This window comes from Paracidovorax cattleyae (genome assembly GCF_900104515.1).
GTDB classification, from domain to species: domain Bacteria; phylum Pseudomonadota; class Gammaproteobacteria; order Burkholderiales; family Burkholderiaceae_C; genus Paracidovorax; species Paracidovorax cattleyae.
On sequence record NZ_FNJL01000031.1, the window covers coordinates 26076 to 43247 of the forward strand.

A 17172-nucleotide genomic window follows, 5' to 3' on the forward strand; every position below is an offset into this window, starting at 1 on the left:
ACAGGAGACACCGCATGACGACGACCGCGCCCCCCGTTTCCGCAACTCCCGTTTCCGCAACCCGTGTCTCGGCCACGCCCGAGGCCGTCGCCCTCATCGAACGGCTGCACGCACAGCACGGCCCGCTCATGTTCCACCAGTCAGGCGGCTGCTGCGATGGCAGCGCGCCCATGTGCTTCGCCCGCGGCGAATTCATGCTCGGCGATTCCGATGTGCTGCTCGGGGAGATCGCCGGCACGCCCTTCTACATGAGCGGATCCCAGTTCGCCTACTGGGAGCACACGCACCTGATCATCGACGCCGTGCCCGGCAACGGCGGCATGTTCTCGCTGGAACGGCCCACGGGGCTGCGATTCCTCACCCGCTCACGGCTCTACGGCGACGACGAGTGGGCGGCCATCGAGGCGCTGGGGCCGCCGCCGCGCGGGGCAGGCTGACGGACAGCGCCGCAGCCTCATCCACGAGAACTGCACTCGTCCCATGCGATATCTCCTCGGATTGGCGGGCCTGGCCGTCGGGATCGTGGCATGGGGCATCGTCCTGCACCTCTCGGCGAGCGGGCTGCCCTACGTCGGGGAAGGGAATGCCCTGCTGGCCTGGCTCATCTACAGCCCCGCCCTGCTCTGCCTCGTGCCAATCGCCTGCATGAAGCTCCAGCACAACGGGGTGGCGGCGATCTGGCTGTTCGCCATCGCGCCCGTCGCAGGGCTGCTCAATGCCGCCGTCGCCGTTTTTGCGAGCACGGCCGATCCCGAATCGCTGATCGTCGTGGGGGTGCTGTCCATCCTCTGGGCCTGCCCCGTTGGACTTTTGGTATGGAGTGTGCGGGCAGAAACGCGCGCATCATGAAGTGGACCAAGCAGTCATTTTATACGCCATGGTATTGGAGGCTATCACCACAGCAATCGTGACCTAGACGCATCACAAATATTCTTTTGGGAATATTCAAAATCACCTCATAGAAAGCAGGCCCCAATTGCTGGGTATTTATCTAGAGGCCGTCCTTGAAGACTAGTATGGTCCACCGACTTTCACAGACCCACTTCCGGGGAGAAAATTCTTTGCATTAAAGGTGCAAATTCATATGCATCTATGCACCGCATGGCCCATATGCGCATATACCCATAACCCAATGAACTCTGCCAATTTTTATAAAACCGCCCCGCCCCAGACGCGCACGAAGATAGACAATCCTCAAGCAAATGAATCTAAAAAATATTTGAATAAAATTTTATTTTCAAGCTTTATGTAGCTCAAGAATATCACTTATAGATTTCAACAACCTAGAAAATCCAGACCAGTCAATCTTCTCAGGGTATTTAGCAACAAAATCGTATGCAAAACTAGCTTTACCCAAGATAGAGTCCGACGATTCGCCCGAGAAATCAAAAGGTTTCCCATCCATTAATATCGATTTATCATTTTCCGAGAAAAGATGTTCGATGCTCACATTTGACTTACCATCTTTTGATATAGGAATCACATAAACATTTTCAAACACGTGAATAAATAGCTCTGTACCGCTTGGTTTTTTCTTTGTAATACCCTCTATAACTTTAAAAACCGGCTTCCCCCCACTATCACTATCGACAATAAAAATAACTGGACACTTTCCACCGGGAGAGGTGAATTTTTTCAACTCACTCCTATATGCACTCATCAAACCAGCCAAATTAGGTCCTCCACCACTACCGTTACCCAAAATCATGGCGGTAGAATAATTTGGCAAATATATATCACTCTTTCTTCGATGCTTTCTAGCATATTTAAAAAACTGAAAAGAGATCACATCTTTGCCATCATCATTCTTTTTAATTAGCAAAGGAAATTCCGATTTTCGCTGATGAATAGCATTGCCAATATAAACGTTATCAGTCTTCCCTTCACATATTAACAGCGGCTGATGGTTAGCATAAAATCGGGTATATAAAAGGAATCGACGATATATTGACAAATTTCCAGTAGGCCTTCTTTCGTCAATTACCACACCCGGATAGTTGTACGGCTGCCGTTGCAGATCGGTACGGTAAACGCTTTCCACCGCATGAATAAAGCCAAGCATCCCATGTAATTTTTGAATACCACCCTCCTCCACCTTTTCACCATTATCAACCATATAAAAACCGCGCCGAACAAGTGAATTCACATAAGCCCTCACCTGATGCCTGTACTCATTAGGGGCGCTGATTTTTTTATTCACGACCAAACCTGTGACCTGTTGCCGTGATGTCCGATATTGCATACGTGTTTTTGACACGTTAACAGAAAATCCTGACTTTTTAATTAACCCCGCAAGCTGCCTGCCCAACACCCAGACATTGGCATTTCCCTGCGATTCAATAGCGATTGCAATTGGGAAATCTTTTTTATTGGTCGAAAATGTAATATCGTCTGCATATCTCGTATATGTACATCCATTTACCTTTGCTAATCGTGATAGATGCACATCGAGAATTCCCGCTATCAGGTTAGATATAACGGGAGAGCAAGGGCTACCTTGAGGCAATTTACTTTCCAAGCAAGCTATTTGCGCGATTGTGGTTGCAACAACAGGAGCAAGGTTGAAGTTCTTATCTGAGGTTAAGAATCCTCTGATTCTTGGAAAAGTAATAGAAGGAAAAAAGTCCTCTAAGTCAATATTAAAAACATACCGCTTATTTCTATGCATTGCTGCATTGGTGAGTATGCTCTTATCGAGGCGAAAGCCATGAGCAGCACGATTGATCTTTTTGGTAGAGGTTTCAATTTCAGAAATACATTCCTGCAAAACTTCTGCCACTTTCCTCTGCAGCGATTTTAGAGAATCAATCGGCGCACTTATCTTTCGCTTACCGCCACTCCTTTTTGGAATTTCAAAAGAAGTATATTTTTTATATATAGGCTTTTTATAAAGAAGATATGTCAGGTCTTGCAGCTTAATGCCCAATATGCTCGCAAGATGAGCGCGTGACGTAGCTGCCTTGAGCCGACTCAGTGATGAAAGCACAACAGTAGGGAAGTGATGGCCATCAGTAAAGGTGGCTCCGCAGACACTCTTACGCGAACCAATCGTCACATACAAATACGCTGTGTCGATTCATAAGGATGAGGCATAGGCCCTCACGTTGTTGTCAAGTGCCACGATACATGGCAGAAAGTCTGTCTACGGAGCCGAGACCATTCTACACGAAAAATTACCGGAGGCATCACAACGACAGAGATCAGCCCTTGCTATCTTTCCGCCAATCTATGAAGAAACCAACACAATCATTTATTAGCCTTATAGATCAACAACTTAGAGCGCTGGGAGTTGGTAATTTTTGATATTTGTTGGCACCTTCCACTGAAAGCTGTAGTTAAACCGACAAACGATCAACTTACCTCTTTCTCCGTTGCGATAGCGAAGCTCCAGGGCATTAGATATACCCATTCATATTCCGACCCCGCGCAATCGGTACAGGACGTTAATGACAGGCCGGCGCCTCGTCCATGGCCTTCAGCCGCCGATACACCGTATTGCGCGACACCCCCAGTGCCCGCGCCACGGCGGACACGTTGCCGCCATGCACCGACAGCGCATGGCGCAGCGCATCCTCCACCGTCTCATCCCATGAGCGCACCGCGGCCGGCGCGGACCGGAGTGCAGCGCCCCGGCCCGGCGGGCAGGGCTCGGCGCCCCATGCCGACGCCCCGGGCGTGGCATCGCCCAGGTGTCCTGCTGGCACCGGGGCTGCGGAGGCGGCAGTGGGAGGGTCGTCGTCGAACAGGTCCTCCGGCAGGTGCCCGATGTCGATCTCGTCCGCATCGCCGGCCATCAGCGCCGCCGTGCGCAGCGCATTCGAGAGCTGGCGGAGGTTGCCCGGCCAGCAGTGCCGCAGGAACAGCTCCATGGCCCGCGGCGAGACCCGCAGGGGCGCCGTCCGGCGCGGCCGCTGCCATCCGGGTGCGGAGCCTTCGGCAGCCCGCTCCCGGTCCTGCGCCTGCAGGAGGCGCTGCACGATGACGCGCAGGTCCGAACGCTCGCGCAGCGCCGGCAGGCGGACCACCAGCCCGTTGAGCCGGTAGTACAGATCGTCGCGGAACAGTCCCCGGGCCATCATGTCGCGCAGGTTGCGGTGGGTGGCGCACAGCACATGCACGTCCACCGGAATCTGCCGCGCCGAGCCGAGCGGCGCCACGGTGCGCTCCTGCAGCACGCGCAGCAGCCGGGCCTGCATGGCCAGCGGCATGTCGCCGATCTCGTCCAGGAACAGCGTGCCGCCGTGGGCCTGGGCGATCTTGCCCACGCTACCCTTGCGGCGCGCGCCAGTGAAGGCGCCCTCCTCGTAGCCGAACAGCTCGGCCTCGATCAATGTTTCCGGGATCGATGCGCAGTTCACCGCCACGAAGGGTCCGCGCGCGCGGGGACCGTCCTGGTGGATGGCGCGGGCCAGCAGTTCCTTGCCCGTGCCGGTCTCGCCGAGGATGAGCAGGGGCACGTCGCTGCCCAGCACGCGCGAGACGCGGTCGATCACCTGCGCCAGCTGCGCATCGCCCGTATCCAGGTAGCGCAGGCCGGACAGCCTCGGACTGCCGGCCGGAACCGGGGCGGTGGGCCGCGGCCGGGTTGCCGCAGCCGCGGCGGAAGCTGGCGCCACGGGCGCGGGTGCAGGCGCGGTCACGGGAGAAACGTCCTCGTCGCGCCCCTGCACCATCCAGCCGAGGGCCGCAGCCCCCTTCGGGCGAAACTCCACCATCGCATTGACCACCACCCCGCCCGGCAGCGCGAGCTGCAGCGGCCGGGCCATGGCGCCGCGTGCATGGGCCAGCAGCGCGCTCATCGGCATGCCGAAGAGCGACGGGAAGGTCTGTGCCTGCAATGCGTTCGCCGACATGCCGAGCTGGAACTGCCCGCTGCGGTTGGCCGCGAGGAAGCGGCCCTCCGGCGTGAACGCGGCCAGCCCCTCCACCAGCGTGCCCAGGAACTCCGGGCGTGCATGGAAGCGCAGCCGCACCGCGTCCTCATAGACCTTGCCGAAGAGATGGTTCTCCACCATGCGGGCGGACATGCGCACCAGGGCCAGCGTGTGGGCACTCTGCTGGTGGCGCTCGCCGCTCACGTCGAGCGCGCCGATCACCTGCCCCAGCGGGTCGCAGATGGGCGCGCAGGAACAGGTGAGGAACTGGTTGGCGGCCAGGAAATGCTCGTCGCCGTTCACCTGCACCGCATCGCCCAGGGCCAGGGCCGTGCCGATGGCGTTCGTGCCCTTGCTGCGCTCGGACCACGAGCCGCCGGGCCGCAGCGCGACCCGGTGGGCGCGCCCGAGGAACTCCTCGTCGCCCAGGGCGTGCAGCACCACGCCCTGGGCGTCGGTAAGCAGCACCATGCTCTGCGTGCCCGCGATCTGCGCCGAGAGGGTTTCCATGACGGGGAGCGCATGCGCACAGAGCGCGTCGTTGCACGCCACGGCCCAGGCGAGCGCGTCGGGCGCCAGGGGCTGGAGGTCGGCGGATGCGTGCCGGTGCAGGCCGAAGGAGCGGGAGCGCTCGTGCGACTCGGCGATCACGCGGGCCGAAGGCAGCGGCGCGAAGGCGGCGGCCTGCGCCGCCTCCCCGCCATGGAGGGAGCTCTGCATGGGTTTGTCTCCTCAGGTGCCCCGGCTCGCTCTCGCGGCGCGGCCCGGGCGTTATCCGGCCACCATAGCACCATCGGCGGACGCCGTCGCGCAAAACCGCCCGTGCCACCGGGTCATGCGGCCGGCGGCACTCCCCGGGATGGTGCCAGCGCATGCGCCAGGGCCTCCAGCACGCGGCCCACGTCGTCCTCGACCTTGACCGCGATCAATGCGTCCGCGCGCGTCACGCCCCGGTTCACGGCCGCCACCGGCAGCCCGGAATCCACGGCCGCCTGCACGAAGCGGAAGCCCGAATACACCATCAGCGAGGAGCCGGCCACCAGCAATCCATCGGAGCGGGCCAGGGCTGCCCGGGCGGCCTCCACGCGCTCGCGCGGCACGCTCTCGCCGAAGAACACCACGTCCGGCTTCAGGGGGCCGCCACCGCAGTGCGGGCAGGACGGCAGCGCGAACGTGGAGAAGTCGCGCCCGTCCAGGTCGGCGTCGCCGTCCGGCGCTGCAGTGGCCGTCAGCGCGGCCCAGGCCGGGTTGCGGTCCTCCAGCCAGGATTGCAGGTCCGCGCGTGGCATGCGCGCCTCGCAGGCCATGCAGCGCACCGTATCGATGCGCCCGTGCAGGTCGATCACCCGCTGCTGCCCCGCGGCAGTGTGCAGGCCGTCCACGTTCTGCGTGAGCAGCATCTCCACCCGGCCCATCGCCTCCAGCGCGGCCAGGGCATGGTGCGCAGGCCCCGGCGCGGCACCGCCCATGATGCGCCAGCCGATCATGCTGCGCGCCCAGTAGCGCCGGCGCACCGCCTCGTCGCCCATGAAGGCCTGGTAGGTGACCGGCGGGGAGCGCTTCCAGGCACCGCCCTCGTCGCGGTAGTCGGGAATGCCGGACGCCGTGCTGCAGCCCGCGCCGGTCAGCACGAAGAGCCGCGGGCAGGCGCGCGCCCAGGCCAGCAGGGCATCCAACCCGCCGGCAGATGCCGGCAGGGACACGGACCCGGACACCGGAAGGGGCAACCCTTCGCCTGTGCTCCCGATGCCGTCAGAAATCGGGAGCGATGCTTTCTGCATACTCGTACAGCGCCCCCAGGATCGCCTCGCCGCGCTCGTCCGCGGTTTCGCCCAGCGTGTCCAGCCGCGCGAACAGCGCGTCGAATGTCAGGGCGCCGCCCTCGCCCTCCATGAGGCGCGCCACGCGCAGCGCCTCCCAGCGCCCACGGTCGGCCTCGTCCAGCGTCTCGGGAAAGTTGCGCGCGCGGAAGCGCCAGGCCAGTTCCTCCAGGCGCTCGTCGTCGAAGCCCGGCCGGGCCAGCGCCAGCTCCTGCGGCGGCAGCGTGCGCAGCCGCTGCAGCCGCCGCCGGTCCTCATTGCCGACGAAGCCGCCGTACAGGTCCTGGTCCACATCGGCCGGCGCCTCCTTCGGCCGCGCGAACACCTCGGCCCAGATCGCGCTCATGTCGGGCAGTGCCCGTGCGATCTCCGCATGGGCGGCGGCACGCTCCACGTCGATGCCCCAGCGCTGTGCCATGGCCGGCGTGAGGGTGTTCACGTTGCCCACCACCATGGGGGACTTGTTCAGGTGCACGCTCTTGACGGGCAGCCGCACCACGCCCTCGGGCAGATCGGCCGTGCGCGTGAACATTCGCTCGCGGATGCGCACGGCATCCAGGCCGGCCAGTTCGGCGGGATCGTGCGCCAGATCCCAGGCGATCAGCTCGTTGCGGTTGGTCGGATGGCTGGCCAGGGGCCACAGGATCCCCAGGCAGCCCCGGTCGGCGGGGAACATGCCCGACACGTGCAGGAAGGGGCGCGCGGTATCGGCCGTGGCGGGCAGGCGCAGCTCCGCGGCCACGCGGTCCTTGCGGCGCAGGCCCAGCGCGAACTCGAACAGCTTCGGCTGGCGCTGCCGGATCAGCCGCGCCAGCGCGATCGTGGCGCGCACATCCGACAGCGCATCGTGCGCGGCTTCGTGCACCAGGCCGTTGGCGCGCGACAGGTGCTCGAGCTTCAGGCTGGGAGAGCCGTCCTCCTTGCGCGGCCACTCGATGCCGTCGGGGCGCAGCGCGTAGGTCAGGCGCACCACGTCCAGCAGGTCCCAGCGGCCGCATTCGTTCTGCCATTCCCGCGCATAGGGATCGATCAGGTTGCGCCAGAACATGAAGCGCGTGATCTCGTCGTCGAAGCGGATCGTGTTGTAGCCCACGCCGATCGTGCCGGGCCGGGCCAGTTCCGCCTCGATGCGCGCGGCGAACTCGTGCTCGGGCAGGCCACGCTCCAGGCACAGTTGCGGCGTGATGCCGGTGAGTAGGCAGGACTCGGGGTCGGGCAGGTAGTCCGGCGCCGGGCGGCAATAGATCATCACCGGCTCGCCGATCTCGTTCAGGTCGGCATCCGTGCGGATGCCTGCGAACTGCGCGGGGCGGTCGCGCCGCGGGTCCGCGCCGAAGGTCTCGTAGTCGTGCCAGAAAAACGTGTGCATGGATCGGTGAAGCGCAGCGGCGCGTAAAACTCCAGCCCGCAAGTATGCCGGCACCGCCGCGGCGCGTGGACAATGGGGCATGCAACGAAGCAACACGACGCCCGCCTCCGCCCTCCGTCCGTCCTTCCGCCTCCACGCCATGCCCGCCAGGCCGTGGTGGCCCGCCGCTGGAGCGGGCCTGCTCTGCGCCCTGCTGGCCGGCTGCGCCTCCTCCCCCACGGCGCCCCCCGCACCGGTCCCCGTCCATACGGCACCGCCGGCCGTCCCCGCACCGGGCACGCAGGCCGCCACGCCCGCCCCCGCCCCGCCCGCCGCGCCGGTGGCCGATGCCGCCCCGCTTTCCGCCGAGGCCGAGCAGGCCGGTTTCGCGCAGTGGATCGCGGGCTTCCGCCAGGAGGCCCTGCAGGCCGGCATCCGCCCGGAAACGGTCGCCGCCGCCCTGGACGGCGCGCAGTGGCTGCCCCAGGTGATCGAGCTCGATCGCTCCCAGCCCGAGTTCACGCGCCCACCCTGGGCCTACCTGGACAGCGCCGTGTCGCCCACGCGCATCCAGCGCGGGCGCGCCGTGCTGGCCGAGCAGAGCGCCGCCCTGGACGCCGCGGCCGCGCGCTACGGCGTGCCCGCCGAGGTCATCACCGCCATCTGGGGCATGGAGAGCAACTACGGCTCGAACTTCGGCAGCTTCCGCACCGTCGATGCACTCGCCACGCTGGCCTACGAGGGCCGCCGCCGCGACTGGGCGCGCGGTGAGCTGCTGGCCGCGCTGCGCATCATCGGCCAGGGCGATATCGCCGCCGACCGCATGATCGGTTCCTGGGCCGGCGCCATGGGCCACACCCAGTTCCTGCCGTCCGTGTTCCTGGGCTACGCGGTGGACGCCGACGGCGACGGCCACCGGGACATCTGGGGCAGCGTCCCGGACGTCGCCGCGTCCACGGCCAACTTCCTGTCGCGCATGGGATGGCAGGCCGGCCAGCCCTGGGGCGTGGAAGTGCGCCTGCCGCCGGGCTTCGACTACGAGCGCGCCGAGCTCGCCGTGCGCCACCCGTCCACCCAATGGGCGGACGAAGGTGTGCAGTCCATCGACGGCCAGCCGCTGCCCGCGCTGGATGGTGCCTCCATCCTCGTGCCCGCGGGCGCACGCGGGCCGGCCTTCATGGTGGGGCCGAATTTCCGGGTGATCCTGCGCTACAACAACTCCACCAGCTACGCCCTGGGCGTGGCCCTGCTCGCGCGCCAGATCGCCGGCGGCCCCGGCGTGACGGCCCCGTGGCCGCGCGACCTGCAGCCGCTGACGCGCAGCCAGACCCGCGACCTGCAGAACGCCCTCAACGCCCGGGGCTTCGCGGCCGGAACGGCCGATGGGGTCATGGGCCCCGCCACGCGCGCCGGACTGCGCCGCTTCCAGCTCAGCATCGGGCAGCCAGCAGACGGATACCCCACGCTGGGTCTGCTGCAGCGCCTGCAGGCGCCCTGATGCCCGGCGCTGGGCCGATGCGGAATTTGACATGCTGGGCCGCTGGCCGGGCCTGCGGCGCAGCGCACTTCATCGGTGATCCGCCCGCGGGACGGAGCGCTATGTGCGCGGCACGAGTACCCAGACGATCTTCGTCGTGACCTCGGCCGATGCCATCCACCGGCTGAATACTTCGCCGAGCGCCCGGGTGCCGGGAGGGAACTTTCGAGCGGTGCAGGAAGCAAACGTCCCCGCCAGTCCCAGGCCGTAGGTGCCGCCGCCTTCCGCCTTGATCTGGCAGGTATTGTCTTCCGACCATTGCTGGAACAGCCACCCCGGTGCGTCGGTGCCGAACTCCACGACCGCCCCGGGGCTCTTGATCGATAGATAGGAGTAGGAATACGAATAGCCCGGTGCAATGCCGACGAAACTCGGCACGTTCCACTCCAGGGTGCTGTAGCTGCTGGCGACCAGGGCGTTCACCTCCTGGATGGGCATGCCGCGGTACCAGTACCGGGCCAAGGCGGCATCCTCCTCGTGCGGAACGAAGCCGCTACGCTGCAACTGCATCTTGTTGACCGTGGTGCCGGAGGCATTCAGCACCAGGATCCCTTTCTGCACCATAGGCACCAGCGAAGCCAGGTTGTTGGCTTCCAGGGTCTTGATGATTTCGGCCTGCGACATGTCATCGGCCAGGCAGGGCAGGCAGAAAGCGCCGGCGAGCGCGACCACAGGGATGGCTCTTTTCATGGAATGGATCTTTCGTTGGTATGGATGGACGCGGCCCGCTGGCGCGCCGCGCTCTCCCCCTTCCGCGCAGTGGCGCGCGGCCCTCGGGGCGGAAACACTATGGCATGGCGTGCCGAGGGCTTCAACGCCGCCCGGACCACCTGACATCGCAATTCAGGAAATTTCATGGCGCTTCAGACGGCACCGGGAGAGCCCGCGCGGCGCACAACGAAAAAAAGCCCGCAAACCCCTGGCAGGGCTGCGGGCTCGGCGCGGTGCCGCAGGGCACCGACGCGTGGCGGGCGGGACCGTCAGTCCGCCGTCGCCTCTTCGGGTTCCGCGGGCTCGGACTTGGCAGAACGGTCCTTCTTCGGCAGCGGCTGGATGTCCAGCAGCACCTCGGGCGTTTCCACACCCTTTTCGTCAGTCTTCACCTCGATGTCCACCGTCAGGCGGCCACCTTCGGTCAGGCGTCCGAACAGCAGCTCGTCGGCCAGCGCACGGCGGATGGTGTCCTGGATCAGGCGCTGCATCGGGCGCGCGCCCATCAGCGGATCGAAGCCCTTCTTCGCCAGGTGCTTGCGCAGCGTGTCGGTGAAGGTGACTTCCACCTTCTTCTCGGCGAGCTGGGTCTCGAGCTGCAGCAGGAACTTGTCCACCACGCGCAGGATGATCTGCTCGTCCAGCGCCTTGAAGTTGACGATCGCGTCCAGGCGGTTGCGGAACTCGGGCGTGAACAGGCGCTTGATGTCGGCCATCTCGTCGCCGGCCTGCCGCGGGTTGGTGAACCCGATGGTGGCCTTGTTCATGGTCTCGGCCCCCGCGTTCGTCGTCATGATGATGATGACGTTGCGGAAGTCGGCCTTGCGTCCGTTGTTGTCCGTCAGCGTGCCGTGGTCCATCACCTGCAGCAGCACGTTGAAGATGTCCGGGTGCGCCTTCTCGATCTCGTCGAGCAGCAGCACCGCGTGCGGTTTCTTCGTGATGGCCTCGGTCAGCAGGCCACCCTGGTCGAAGCCGACGTAGCCGGGGGGCGCACCGATCAGGCGGCTCACGGCATGGCGCTCCATGTACTCCGACATGTCGAAGCGGATCAGCTCGATGCCCAGGATGTAGGCCAGTTGCTTGGCCGCCTCGGTCTTGCCCACGCCGGTCGGGCCGCTGAAGAGGAACGAGCCGATCGGCTTGTCGCCCTTGCCCAGGCCCGAGCGCGCCATCTTGACCGCGGAGGCGAGCACTTCCAGCGCCTTGTCCTGGCCGAACACCACGCTCTTGAGGTCGCGCTCGATGGTCTGCAGCTTGCTGCGGTCGTCGTTGGACACGTTCGCGGGCGGGATGCGCGCGATCTTCGCCACGATTTCCTCGATCTCGGCCTTGCCGATGGTCTTCTTGCGCTTGCTGGCCACCAGGATGCGCTGGGCCGCGCCGGCCTCGTCGATCACGTCGATGGCCTTGTCGGGCAGGTGACGGTCGTTGATGTACTTGGCCGACAGCTCCGCCGCCGCCTGCAGGGCCGCGGCGGCGTACTTCACGCTGTGGTGCTCCTCGAAGCGGCTCTTGAGCCCCTTGAGGATGTCCACCGTCTCGGCCACGGTCGGCTCGACCACATCGACCTTCTGGAAGCGCCGCGACAGGGCCGCGTCCTTCTCGAAGATGCCGCGGTACTCGGTGAAGGTGGTCGCGCCGATGCACTTGAGCTGGCCGCTGGAGAGCGCCGGCTTGAGCAGGTTGGACGCATCCAGCGTGCCGCCCGAGGCGGCGCCCGCGCCGATCAGCGTATGGATCTCGTCGATGAACAGGATGGCGTTCGGCTTGTCCTTGAGCGACTTGAGCACGCCCTTGAGGCGCTGCTCGAAATCGCCGCGGTACTTGGTGCCGGCCAGCAGCGCGCCCATGTCCAGCGAATAGACCGAGGCCTCGGCCAGGATCTCGGGCACGTCGTTCTGCGTGATGCGCCAGGCCAGGCCCTCGGCGATCGCCGTCTTGCCCACGCCGGCCTCGCCCACCAGCAGCGGGTTGTTCTTGCGGCGGCGGCAGAGGATCTGGATGGTGCGCTCGACCTCGTAGTGGCGGCCGATCAGCGGATCGATCTTGCCTTCCTTGGCAGCCACGTTGAGATTCTGGGTGTACTGCTCCAGCGGAGAGGCCTTCTCGCTGCGCTCGCCGCCAGCCCCTTCCTCGGCCTCCGAGGGGTTCTCGGCCTTGGCGGGCTCCGGCGGCTCGCCCTTCTTGATGCCATGGGCGATGAAATTGACCACGTCCAGGCGGGTCACGCCCTGCTGGTGCAGGTAGTACACGGCGTGCGAGTCCTTCTCGCCGAAGATGGCGACCAGCACGTTCGCGCCGGTCACCTCCTTCTTGCCGTTGCCGGTGGACTGCACGTGCATGATGGCGCGCTGGATCACCCGCTGGAATCCCAGCGTGGGCTGCGTGTCCACCTCGTCGGTGCCCGCCACCTGCGGTGTGTTGTCCTTGATGAAATTGGCCAGCGACGAGCGAAGGTCCTCGACGTTGGCAGAGCATGCACGCAGCACCTCGGCTGCGCTGGGGTTATCAAGCAGTGCAAGCAACAGATGCTCCACGGTGATGAACTCGTGGCGCTGCTGGCGGGCCTCGACAAAGGCCATGTGCAAGCTGACTTCCAGTTCCTGGGCAATCATGTGAACTCCTTTGTGCTTGCGGGGAAGGGATAACGGTAGATCGGGACCCGGGGCCGGTTATTCAACCGGCTCGCTCAGGCATTGCAGCGGGTGGCCCGCCTTGTGCGCGGCTTCGCGCACCTGTTCGACCTTGGTGGCGGCGACGTCGCGCGAATACACACCACATACGCCTTTGCCATCCAGATGGATCTTGAGCATGATCTGCGTGGCCGCTTCGCGGTCCTTGCCGAAGAACTCCTGCAGCACGACGATCACGAATTCCATGGGCGTGTAGTCGTCGTTCAGCATCACCACCTGGTACATCTGGGGCGGCTGGGTCCTCTGCGTGCGCCTCTCGAGCACGACCGAGCCGCCATCATCCCGCGACGGCACTCCCGTGGGAGGCGTCGGGGTCATGGGGGGTGGTTTAGTTGCCATGCGGACCATTCTAGAGCGTCCGGGACAGTTTGCCCCAGACCGAAAAAGCCCGTTGCCGGGGTGCAAATTCCGGTCTTGCGACACGGTTTCGCATGCGGTGCGGCATGGGCGGAAATCCGCCAGCGGGAAACGCACCGACCCAGGTGCCGCCGGCGGCCGGAATTTCAAGGCCGCACCGTGGAACACACCCCCGCGCCATGTCAGCCTGCGTCGTACACGACGTTCACCGCCCCGCTGCCGGCCTCCGCGCCCCAGGCCGCCAGGGCCGCGTCCGAGGGGAAGAACCGGCTGCTTTCCCCGAGCTGCAGTTCGGCCACGGCCTCCTGCCCCTCGGAGCGGCAGCGCACGCCCATGCGCACCCGCAAGCCATGCACCAGCACCTCGCCCTCGGGCGTCTCCTGGCGCTTCGGGGGGAACTCGCGCACCAGGCGCTGCACGTCCGGTGCGCAGTCGCCCACCGCCACCTGCAGGTAGCGGCCGAACTTGGCGCGCGCGCCGGCGAGATCCCAGCCCTGCATCACCTTGACGCGCAGGCCGCCGCTGAAATGGTCGAGCTGCAGGCGCCCCAGCAACACCACGAATTCGTCTTCCTTGAGCAGGTCGCGGTGGGCATTGATCACGTTCTCGTCGGCAGAGGCCTCGATCATGGCGGACTTGTCGTCCAGCTTGAACAGCGCAAGGCGGCCCCGCTGCCCGTTGATCACCCGGAAGTCGCTCACGATGCCCGCCATGATCTGCGGCTCCCGGCTGTCGGCCAGCTCCTCGATCGGGGTCCGGATGAAGCGGCGGACCTCCTTTTCCACCTCGTCGAACAGGTGGCCCGACAGGTAGAAGCCGACGGCGGTCTTCTCCTGCGTGAGCCGCTCCTTCACGCCCCAGGGCAGCATCTCCACCAGGGCCGGGTCCTGGGTGCTGGAGCCGTGCGAATCGTCGCCCATCATGTCGAACAGCCCGCCCTGGTTGGCGTTGGCGATCAGGGAGTTGGCGAAATCGAAGGCCCGGTCGATCGACGCCACGAGCGACGCGCGATTCATCTCGATGCCGTCGAACGCGCCCGCCTTGATGAGCGCCTCCAGCGTGCGCTTGTTCAGCCGGGTGCGGTCCACCCGCGCGCAAAAGTCGAACAGGCTGGCGAACGGCCCCCTGGTGTCGCCGCGCGGGCCCACGCCGCGGCCCTCGCGCGCGGCGATGATCGCCTCGATGGCCTGCTGGCCGGTGCCCTTGACCGCACCCAGCCCGTAGCGGATCACCTTGTCCGTCACCGGCTCGAAGCGGTACATGCCCCGGTTCACGTCCGGCGGCTCGAACGTCATGCCGAAATGCTTGACTGCATCCTCGTACAGCACCTTCAGCTTGTCGGTGTCGTCCATTTCCACCGTCATGTTGGCGCAGAAGAACTCGGCCGTGTAGTGCACCTTGAGCCAGCCGGTGTGGTAGGCCAGCAGGGAGTAGGCGGCGGCATGCGACTTGTTGAAGCCGTAGCCCGCGAACTTCTCCATCAGGTCGAACACCTCATCGGCCTTGTCCTGGCCGATGCCCTTCTCGGCCGCGCCCTTGCGGAAGATCTCGCGGTGCTCGGCCATCTCCTCGGCCTTCTTCTTGCCCATGGCCCGGCGCAGCATGTCGGCGCCGCCCAGGCTGTAGCCGCCCAGCACCTGGGCGGTCTGCATCACCTGCTCCTGGTAGACCATGATCCCGTAGGTCTCGGCCAGCACGGGCTCCACCAGCGGGTGCGGGTACTCCACCGGCTCCTTGCCGTGCTTGCGGTTCACGAAGGTGGGGATCAGGTCCATAGGGCCCGGGCGGTAGAGCGCGTTCAGGGCGATCAGGTCTTCCAGCCGGCTCGGGCGCGCTTCCTTGAGCATGCCCTGCATGCCGCGGCTTTCGAACTGGAACACGGCTTCCGTCTTGCCTTCGGAAAACAGCCGGTAGGTCGGCGCGTCGTCGAGCGGGATGTTCTCGAACGAGAAGTTCTCCTGCCCCTTGTGGCGCTTCATGATGAACTCGCGCGCGATCTCCAGGATCGTCAGCGTGGCCAGGCCCAGAAAGTCGAACTTCACGAGGCCGATGGCCTCCACGTCGTCCTTGTCGTACTGGCTCACGGCCGACTCGCTGCCCGGCTGCTGGTAGAGCGGGCAGAAATCGGTGAGCTTGCCCGGCGCGATCAGCACGCCCCCGGCGTGCATGCCGATGTTGCGGGTCATGCCCTCGAGCTTCTGCGCCATCTCGATGACGGTCTTGACGTCCTCTTCCTTGCGCACGCGCTCGTAGAGCATCGGCTCCAGCTCCAGCGCGTAGTTGTTCTTGTCGCCCTCCTTCTTCACCTCGGGCGGGTATGCCAGCGTGTAGGACATGCCGGGCTTGCCCGGCACCAGCTTGGAGATGCCGTCGCAGAAGGTGTAGCTCATGTCCATGACGCGGCCCACGTCGCGGATCGCCGCCTTGGCCGCCATGGTGCCGAAGGTGGCGATCTGGCTCACGGCGTTCTTGCCGTACTTGTCCTTCACGTAGTCGATCACCCGGTCGCGGTTGGACTGGCAGAAATCGATGTCGAAGTCGGGCATGGACACCCGCTCCGGGTTCAGGAAGCGCTCGAACAGCAGGTTGTACTGCAGCGGATCCAGGTCGGTGATCTTCAGCGCATAGGCCACGAGCGAGCCGGCGCCGGAACCCCGGCCCGGGCCCACCGGGCAGCCGTTCTCCTTGGCCCACTGGATGAAGTCGCCCACGATGAGGAAGTAGCCCGGGAACCCCATCTTCAGGATGGTGTTCAGCTCGAACTCCAGCCGCTCCACGTAGCGCGGGCGCTGCCTGTCGCGCTCGGCCTCGTTGCGGAAGAGGTGCGCGAGGCGTTCCTCCAGCCCCTCGAACGAGGCGTAGCGGAAGTACTCGTCGATCGGCATGCCGTTGGGCGTGGGGAAGTCCGGCAGGCGCGGCTTGCCGAGCACCAGCGTCAGGTTGCAGCGCTTGGCGATTTCCAGCGTGTTGGCGATGGCGGTCGGCACGTCGGCGAACAGCGCCTCCATCTGGGCGCTCGACTTGAAGTACTGCTCGCGGGTGAAGCGGCGCACCCGGCGCGGGTTCGCGAGGATCTCCCCTTCCGAGATGCAGACCCGGGCCTCGTGGGCCTCGTAGTCGTCGGCGGTGAGGAATTGCGTGGGCTGCGTGGCCACCACGGGGAGCTGCAGGCGCGCGGCCAATTGCACGGCCGCCACCACCTGCGGCTCGTCCTCCGGGCGCCCGGCCCGCTGCAGCTCCAGGTAGAAGCGGTGCGGGAACAGCCCGGCCAGCCGCAGCGCCACGCGCGCCGCACCATCATCGTCGCCGCGGGTGAAGGCCTGGCCCACGGGGCCGGCCTGCGCGCCGGACAGCGCGATCAGGTCGCCGCCCAGCTCTTCCAGCCATCCCCAGGTACACAGCGGCACATTCTTGACGACATTGCGCGTCCAGGCACGCGCCAGCATCTCGCAGAGGTTCAGGTAGCCCTGACGGCCCTGGGCCAGCAGGAGGATGCGGCCGGGCGCACCGCCGGCGGTCTCGGGCTCGATGCTGACTTCCGCGCCCAGAACGGGCTTGACGCCTTTGCCACGGGCCTCCTTGTAGAACTTGATGGCGCCGAAAAGGTTGTGGAGATCGGTGATCGCGAGGGCGGGCTGGCCGTCTTTCGAGGCCGCCTTGGCCACTTCGTCGATGCGGGCGGTACCGTCGACGACGGAAAACTCGGTGTGCAGGCGCAAATGGGCAAACATGGGGCTATTGTAGGAATCCGCCCCATCCCGGGCCCGGAGCCCGGGTGCTGGGCGGCCGGTACAATGGCCCGTTGTCCGCAGCCCGCCGCACCGCGCCG

At 65.0% G+C, this 17172-nt stretch carries 11 protein-coding genes; 3 read left to right on the plus strand and 8 right to left on the minus strand.

Annotated elements, in window-relative coordinates; all coding sequences use genetic code 11:
• The first annotated feature begins 14 nt into the window (after positions 1-14).
• A complete protein-coding gene (locus BLR05_RS20775) occupies positions 15-437 on the plus strand; it encodes a DUF779 domain-containing protein (RefSeq protein ID WP_092838325.1) in 423 nt (140 codons plus the stop codon).
• A 43-nt stretch (positions 438-480) separates the two neighbouring features.
• Positions 481-849 (plus strand): hypothetical protein, encoded by a 369-nt coding sequence (locus BLR05_RS20780; RefSeq protein WP_092838328.1) that lies wholly within the window; start codon positions 481-483, stop codon positions 847-849.
• 388 nt (positions 850-1237) lie between these two features.
• On the opposite strand, the gene BLR05_RS20785 is transcribed toward BLR05_RS20780, so the two are convergent.
• From BLR05_RS20785 to sbcB, 4 genes are all read right to left on the minus strand, one after another.
• Positions 1238-3055, minus strand: coding sequence for a retron Ec67 family RNA-directed DNA polymerase/endonuclease (locus BLR05_RS20785; protein WP_167361311.1), 1818 nt, complete (start codon positions 3053-3055; stop codon positions 1238-1240).
• 388 nt (positions 3056-3443) lie between these two features.
• Entirely contained in the window at positions 3444-5594 is a 2151-nt protein-coding gene (locus BLR05_RS20790; RefSeq protein WP_092838331.1) for a sigma-54-dependent Fis family transcriptional regulator, read from the minus strand.
• A 113-nt stretch (positions 5595-5707) separates the two neighbouring features.
• A complete protein-coding gene (locus BLR05_RS20795; protein ID WP_192883903.1) occupies positions 5708-6655 on the minus strand; it encodes an NAD-dependent protein deacetylase in 948 nt (315 codons plus the stop codon).
• Entirely contained in the window at positions 6627-8063 is a 1437-nt protein-coding gene (sbcB, locus tag BLR05_RS20800; protein WP_092838334.1) for an exodeoxyribonuclease I, read from the minus strand. Before sbcB ends, BLR05_RS20795 begins: the two co-directional genes overlap by 29 nt.
• A 139-nt stretch (positions 8064-8202) precedes the next feature.
• On the opposite strand from sbcB, the gene BLR05_RS20805 reads away from it, so the two are divergent.
• Positions 8203-9540: a lytic murein transglycosylase gene (locus BLR05_RS20805; RefSeq protein ID WP_244160145.1), complete on the plus strand. Its 1338-nt coding sequence runs from the start codon at positions 8203-8205 to the stop codon at positions 9538-9540.
• 99 nt (positions 9541-9639) lie between these two features.
• On the opposite strand, the gene BLR05_RS20810 is transcribed toward BLR05_RS20805, so the two are convergent.
• The 4 genes from BLR05_RS20810 to dnaE all read right to left on the minus strand — a co-directional run bounded on the left by BLR05_RS20810 (position 9640) and on the right by dnaE (position 17074).
• A complete protein-coding gene (locus tag BLR05_RS20810; RefSeq protein WP_143015968.1) occupies positions 9640-10269 on the minus strand; it encodes a hypothetical protein in 630 nt (209 codons plus the stop codon).
• A 290-nt stretch (positions 10270-10559) separates the two neighbouring features.
• Positions 10560-12908, minus strand: coding sequence for an ATP-dependent Clp protease ATP-binding subunit ClpA (clpA, locus tag BLR05_RS20815; protein ID WP_092838342.1), 2349 nt, complete (start codon positions 12906-12908; stop codon positions 10560-10562).
• A 57-nt stretch (positions 12909-12965) separates the two neighbouring features.
• Positions 12966-13325: an ATP-dependent Clp protease adapter ClpS gene (gene clpS / locus BLR05_RS20820; RefSeq protein ID WP_377778027.1), complete on the minus strand. Its 360-nt coding sequence runs from the start codon at positions 13323-13325 to the stop codon at positions 12966-12968.
• A 200-nt stretch (positions 13326-13525) separates the two neighbouring features.
• Positions 13526-17074 carry a DNA polymerase III subunit alpha gene (gene dnaE / locus BLR05_RS20825; RefSeq protein WP_092838348.1) on the minus strand — a complete coding sequence of 1183 codons (3549 nt, stop codon included), beginning with the start codon at positions 17072-17074 and terminating at the stop codon, positions 13526-13528.
• Positions 17075-17172 lie beyond the last annotated feature (98 nt).

Coding starts and splice junctions, on each gene's coding strand:
- BLR05_RS20775 (WP_092838325.1), top strand. CDS start 15: ATGACGACGACCGCGCCCCCCGTTTCCGCAACTCCCGTTTCCGCAACC.
- BLR05_RS20780 (WP_092838328.1), top strand. CDS start 481: ATGCGATATCTCCTCGGATTGGCGGGCCTGGCCGTCGGGATCGTGGCA.
- BLR05_RS20790 (WP_092838331.1), bottom strand. CDS start 5,594: ATGCAGAGCTCCCTCCATGGCGGGGAGGCGGCGCAGGCCGCCGCCTTC.
- BLR05_RS20795 (WP_192883903.1), bottom strand. CDS start 6,655: ATGCAGAAAGCATCGCTCCCGATTTCTGACGGCATCGGGAGCACAGGC.
- sbcB (WP_092838334.1), bottom strand. CDS start 8,063: ATGCACACGTTTTTCTGGCACGACTACGAGACCTTCGGCGCGGACCCG.
- BLR05_RS20805 (WP_244160145.1), top strand. CDS start 8,203: ATGCCCGCCAGGCCGTGGTGGCCCGCCGCTGGAGCGGGCCTGCTCTGC.
- BLR05_RS20810 (WP_143015968.1), bottom strand. CDS start 10,269: ATGAAAAGAGCCATCCCTGTGGTCGCGCTCGCCGGCGCTTTCTGCCTG.
- clpA (WP_092838342.1), bottom strand. CDS start 12,908: ATGATTGCCCAGGAACTGGAAGTCAGCTTGCACATGGCCTTTGTCGAG.
- clpS (WP_377778027.1), bottom strand. CDS start 13,325: ATGGCAACTAAACCACCCCCCATGACCCCGACGCCTCCCACGGGAGTG.
- dnaE (WP_092838348.1), bottom strand. CDS start 17,074: ATGTTTGCCCATTTGCGCCTGCACACCGAGTTTTCCGTCGTCGACGGT.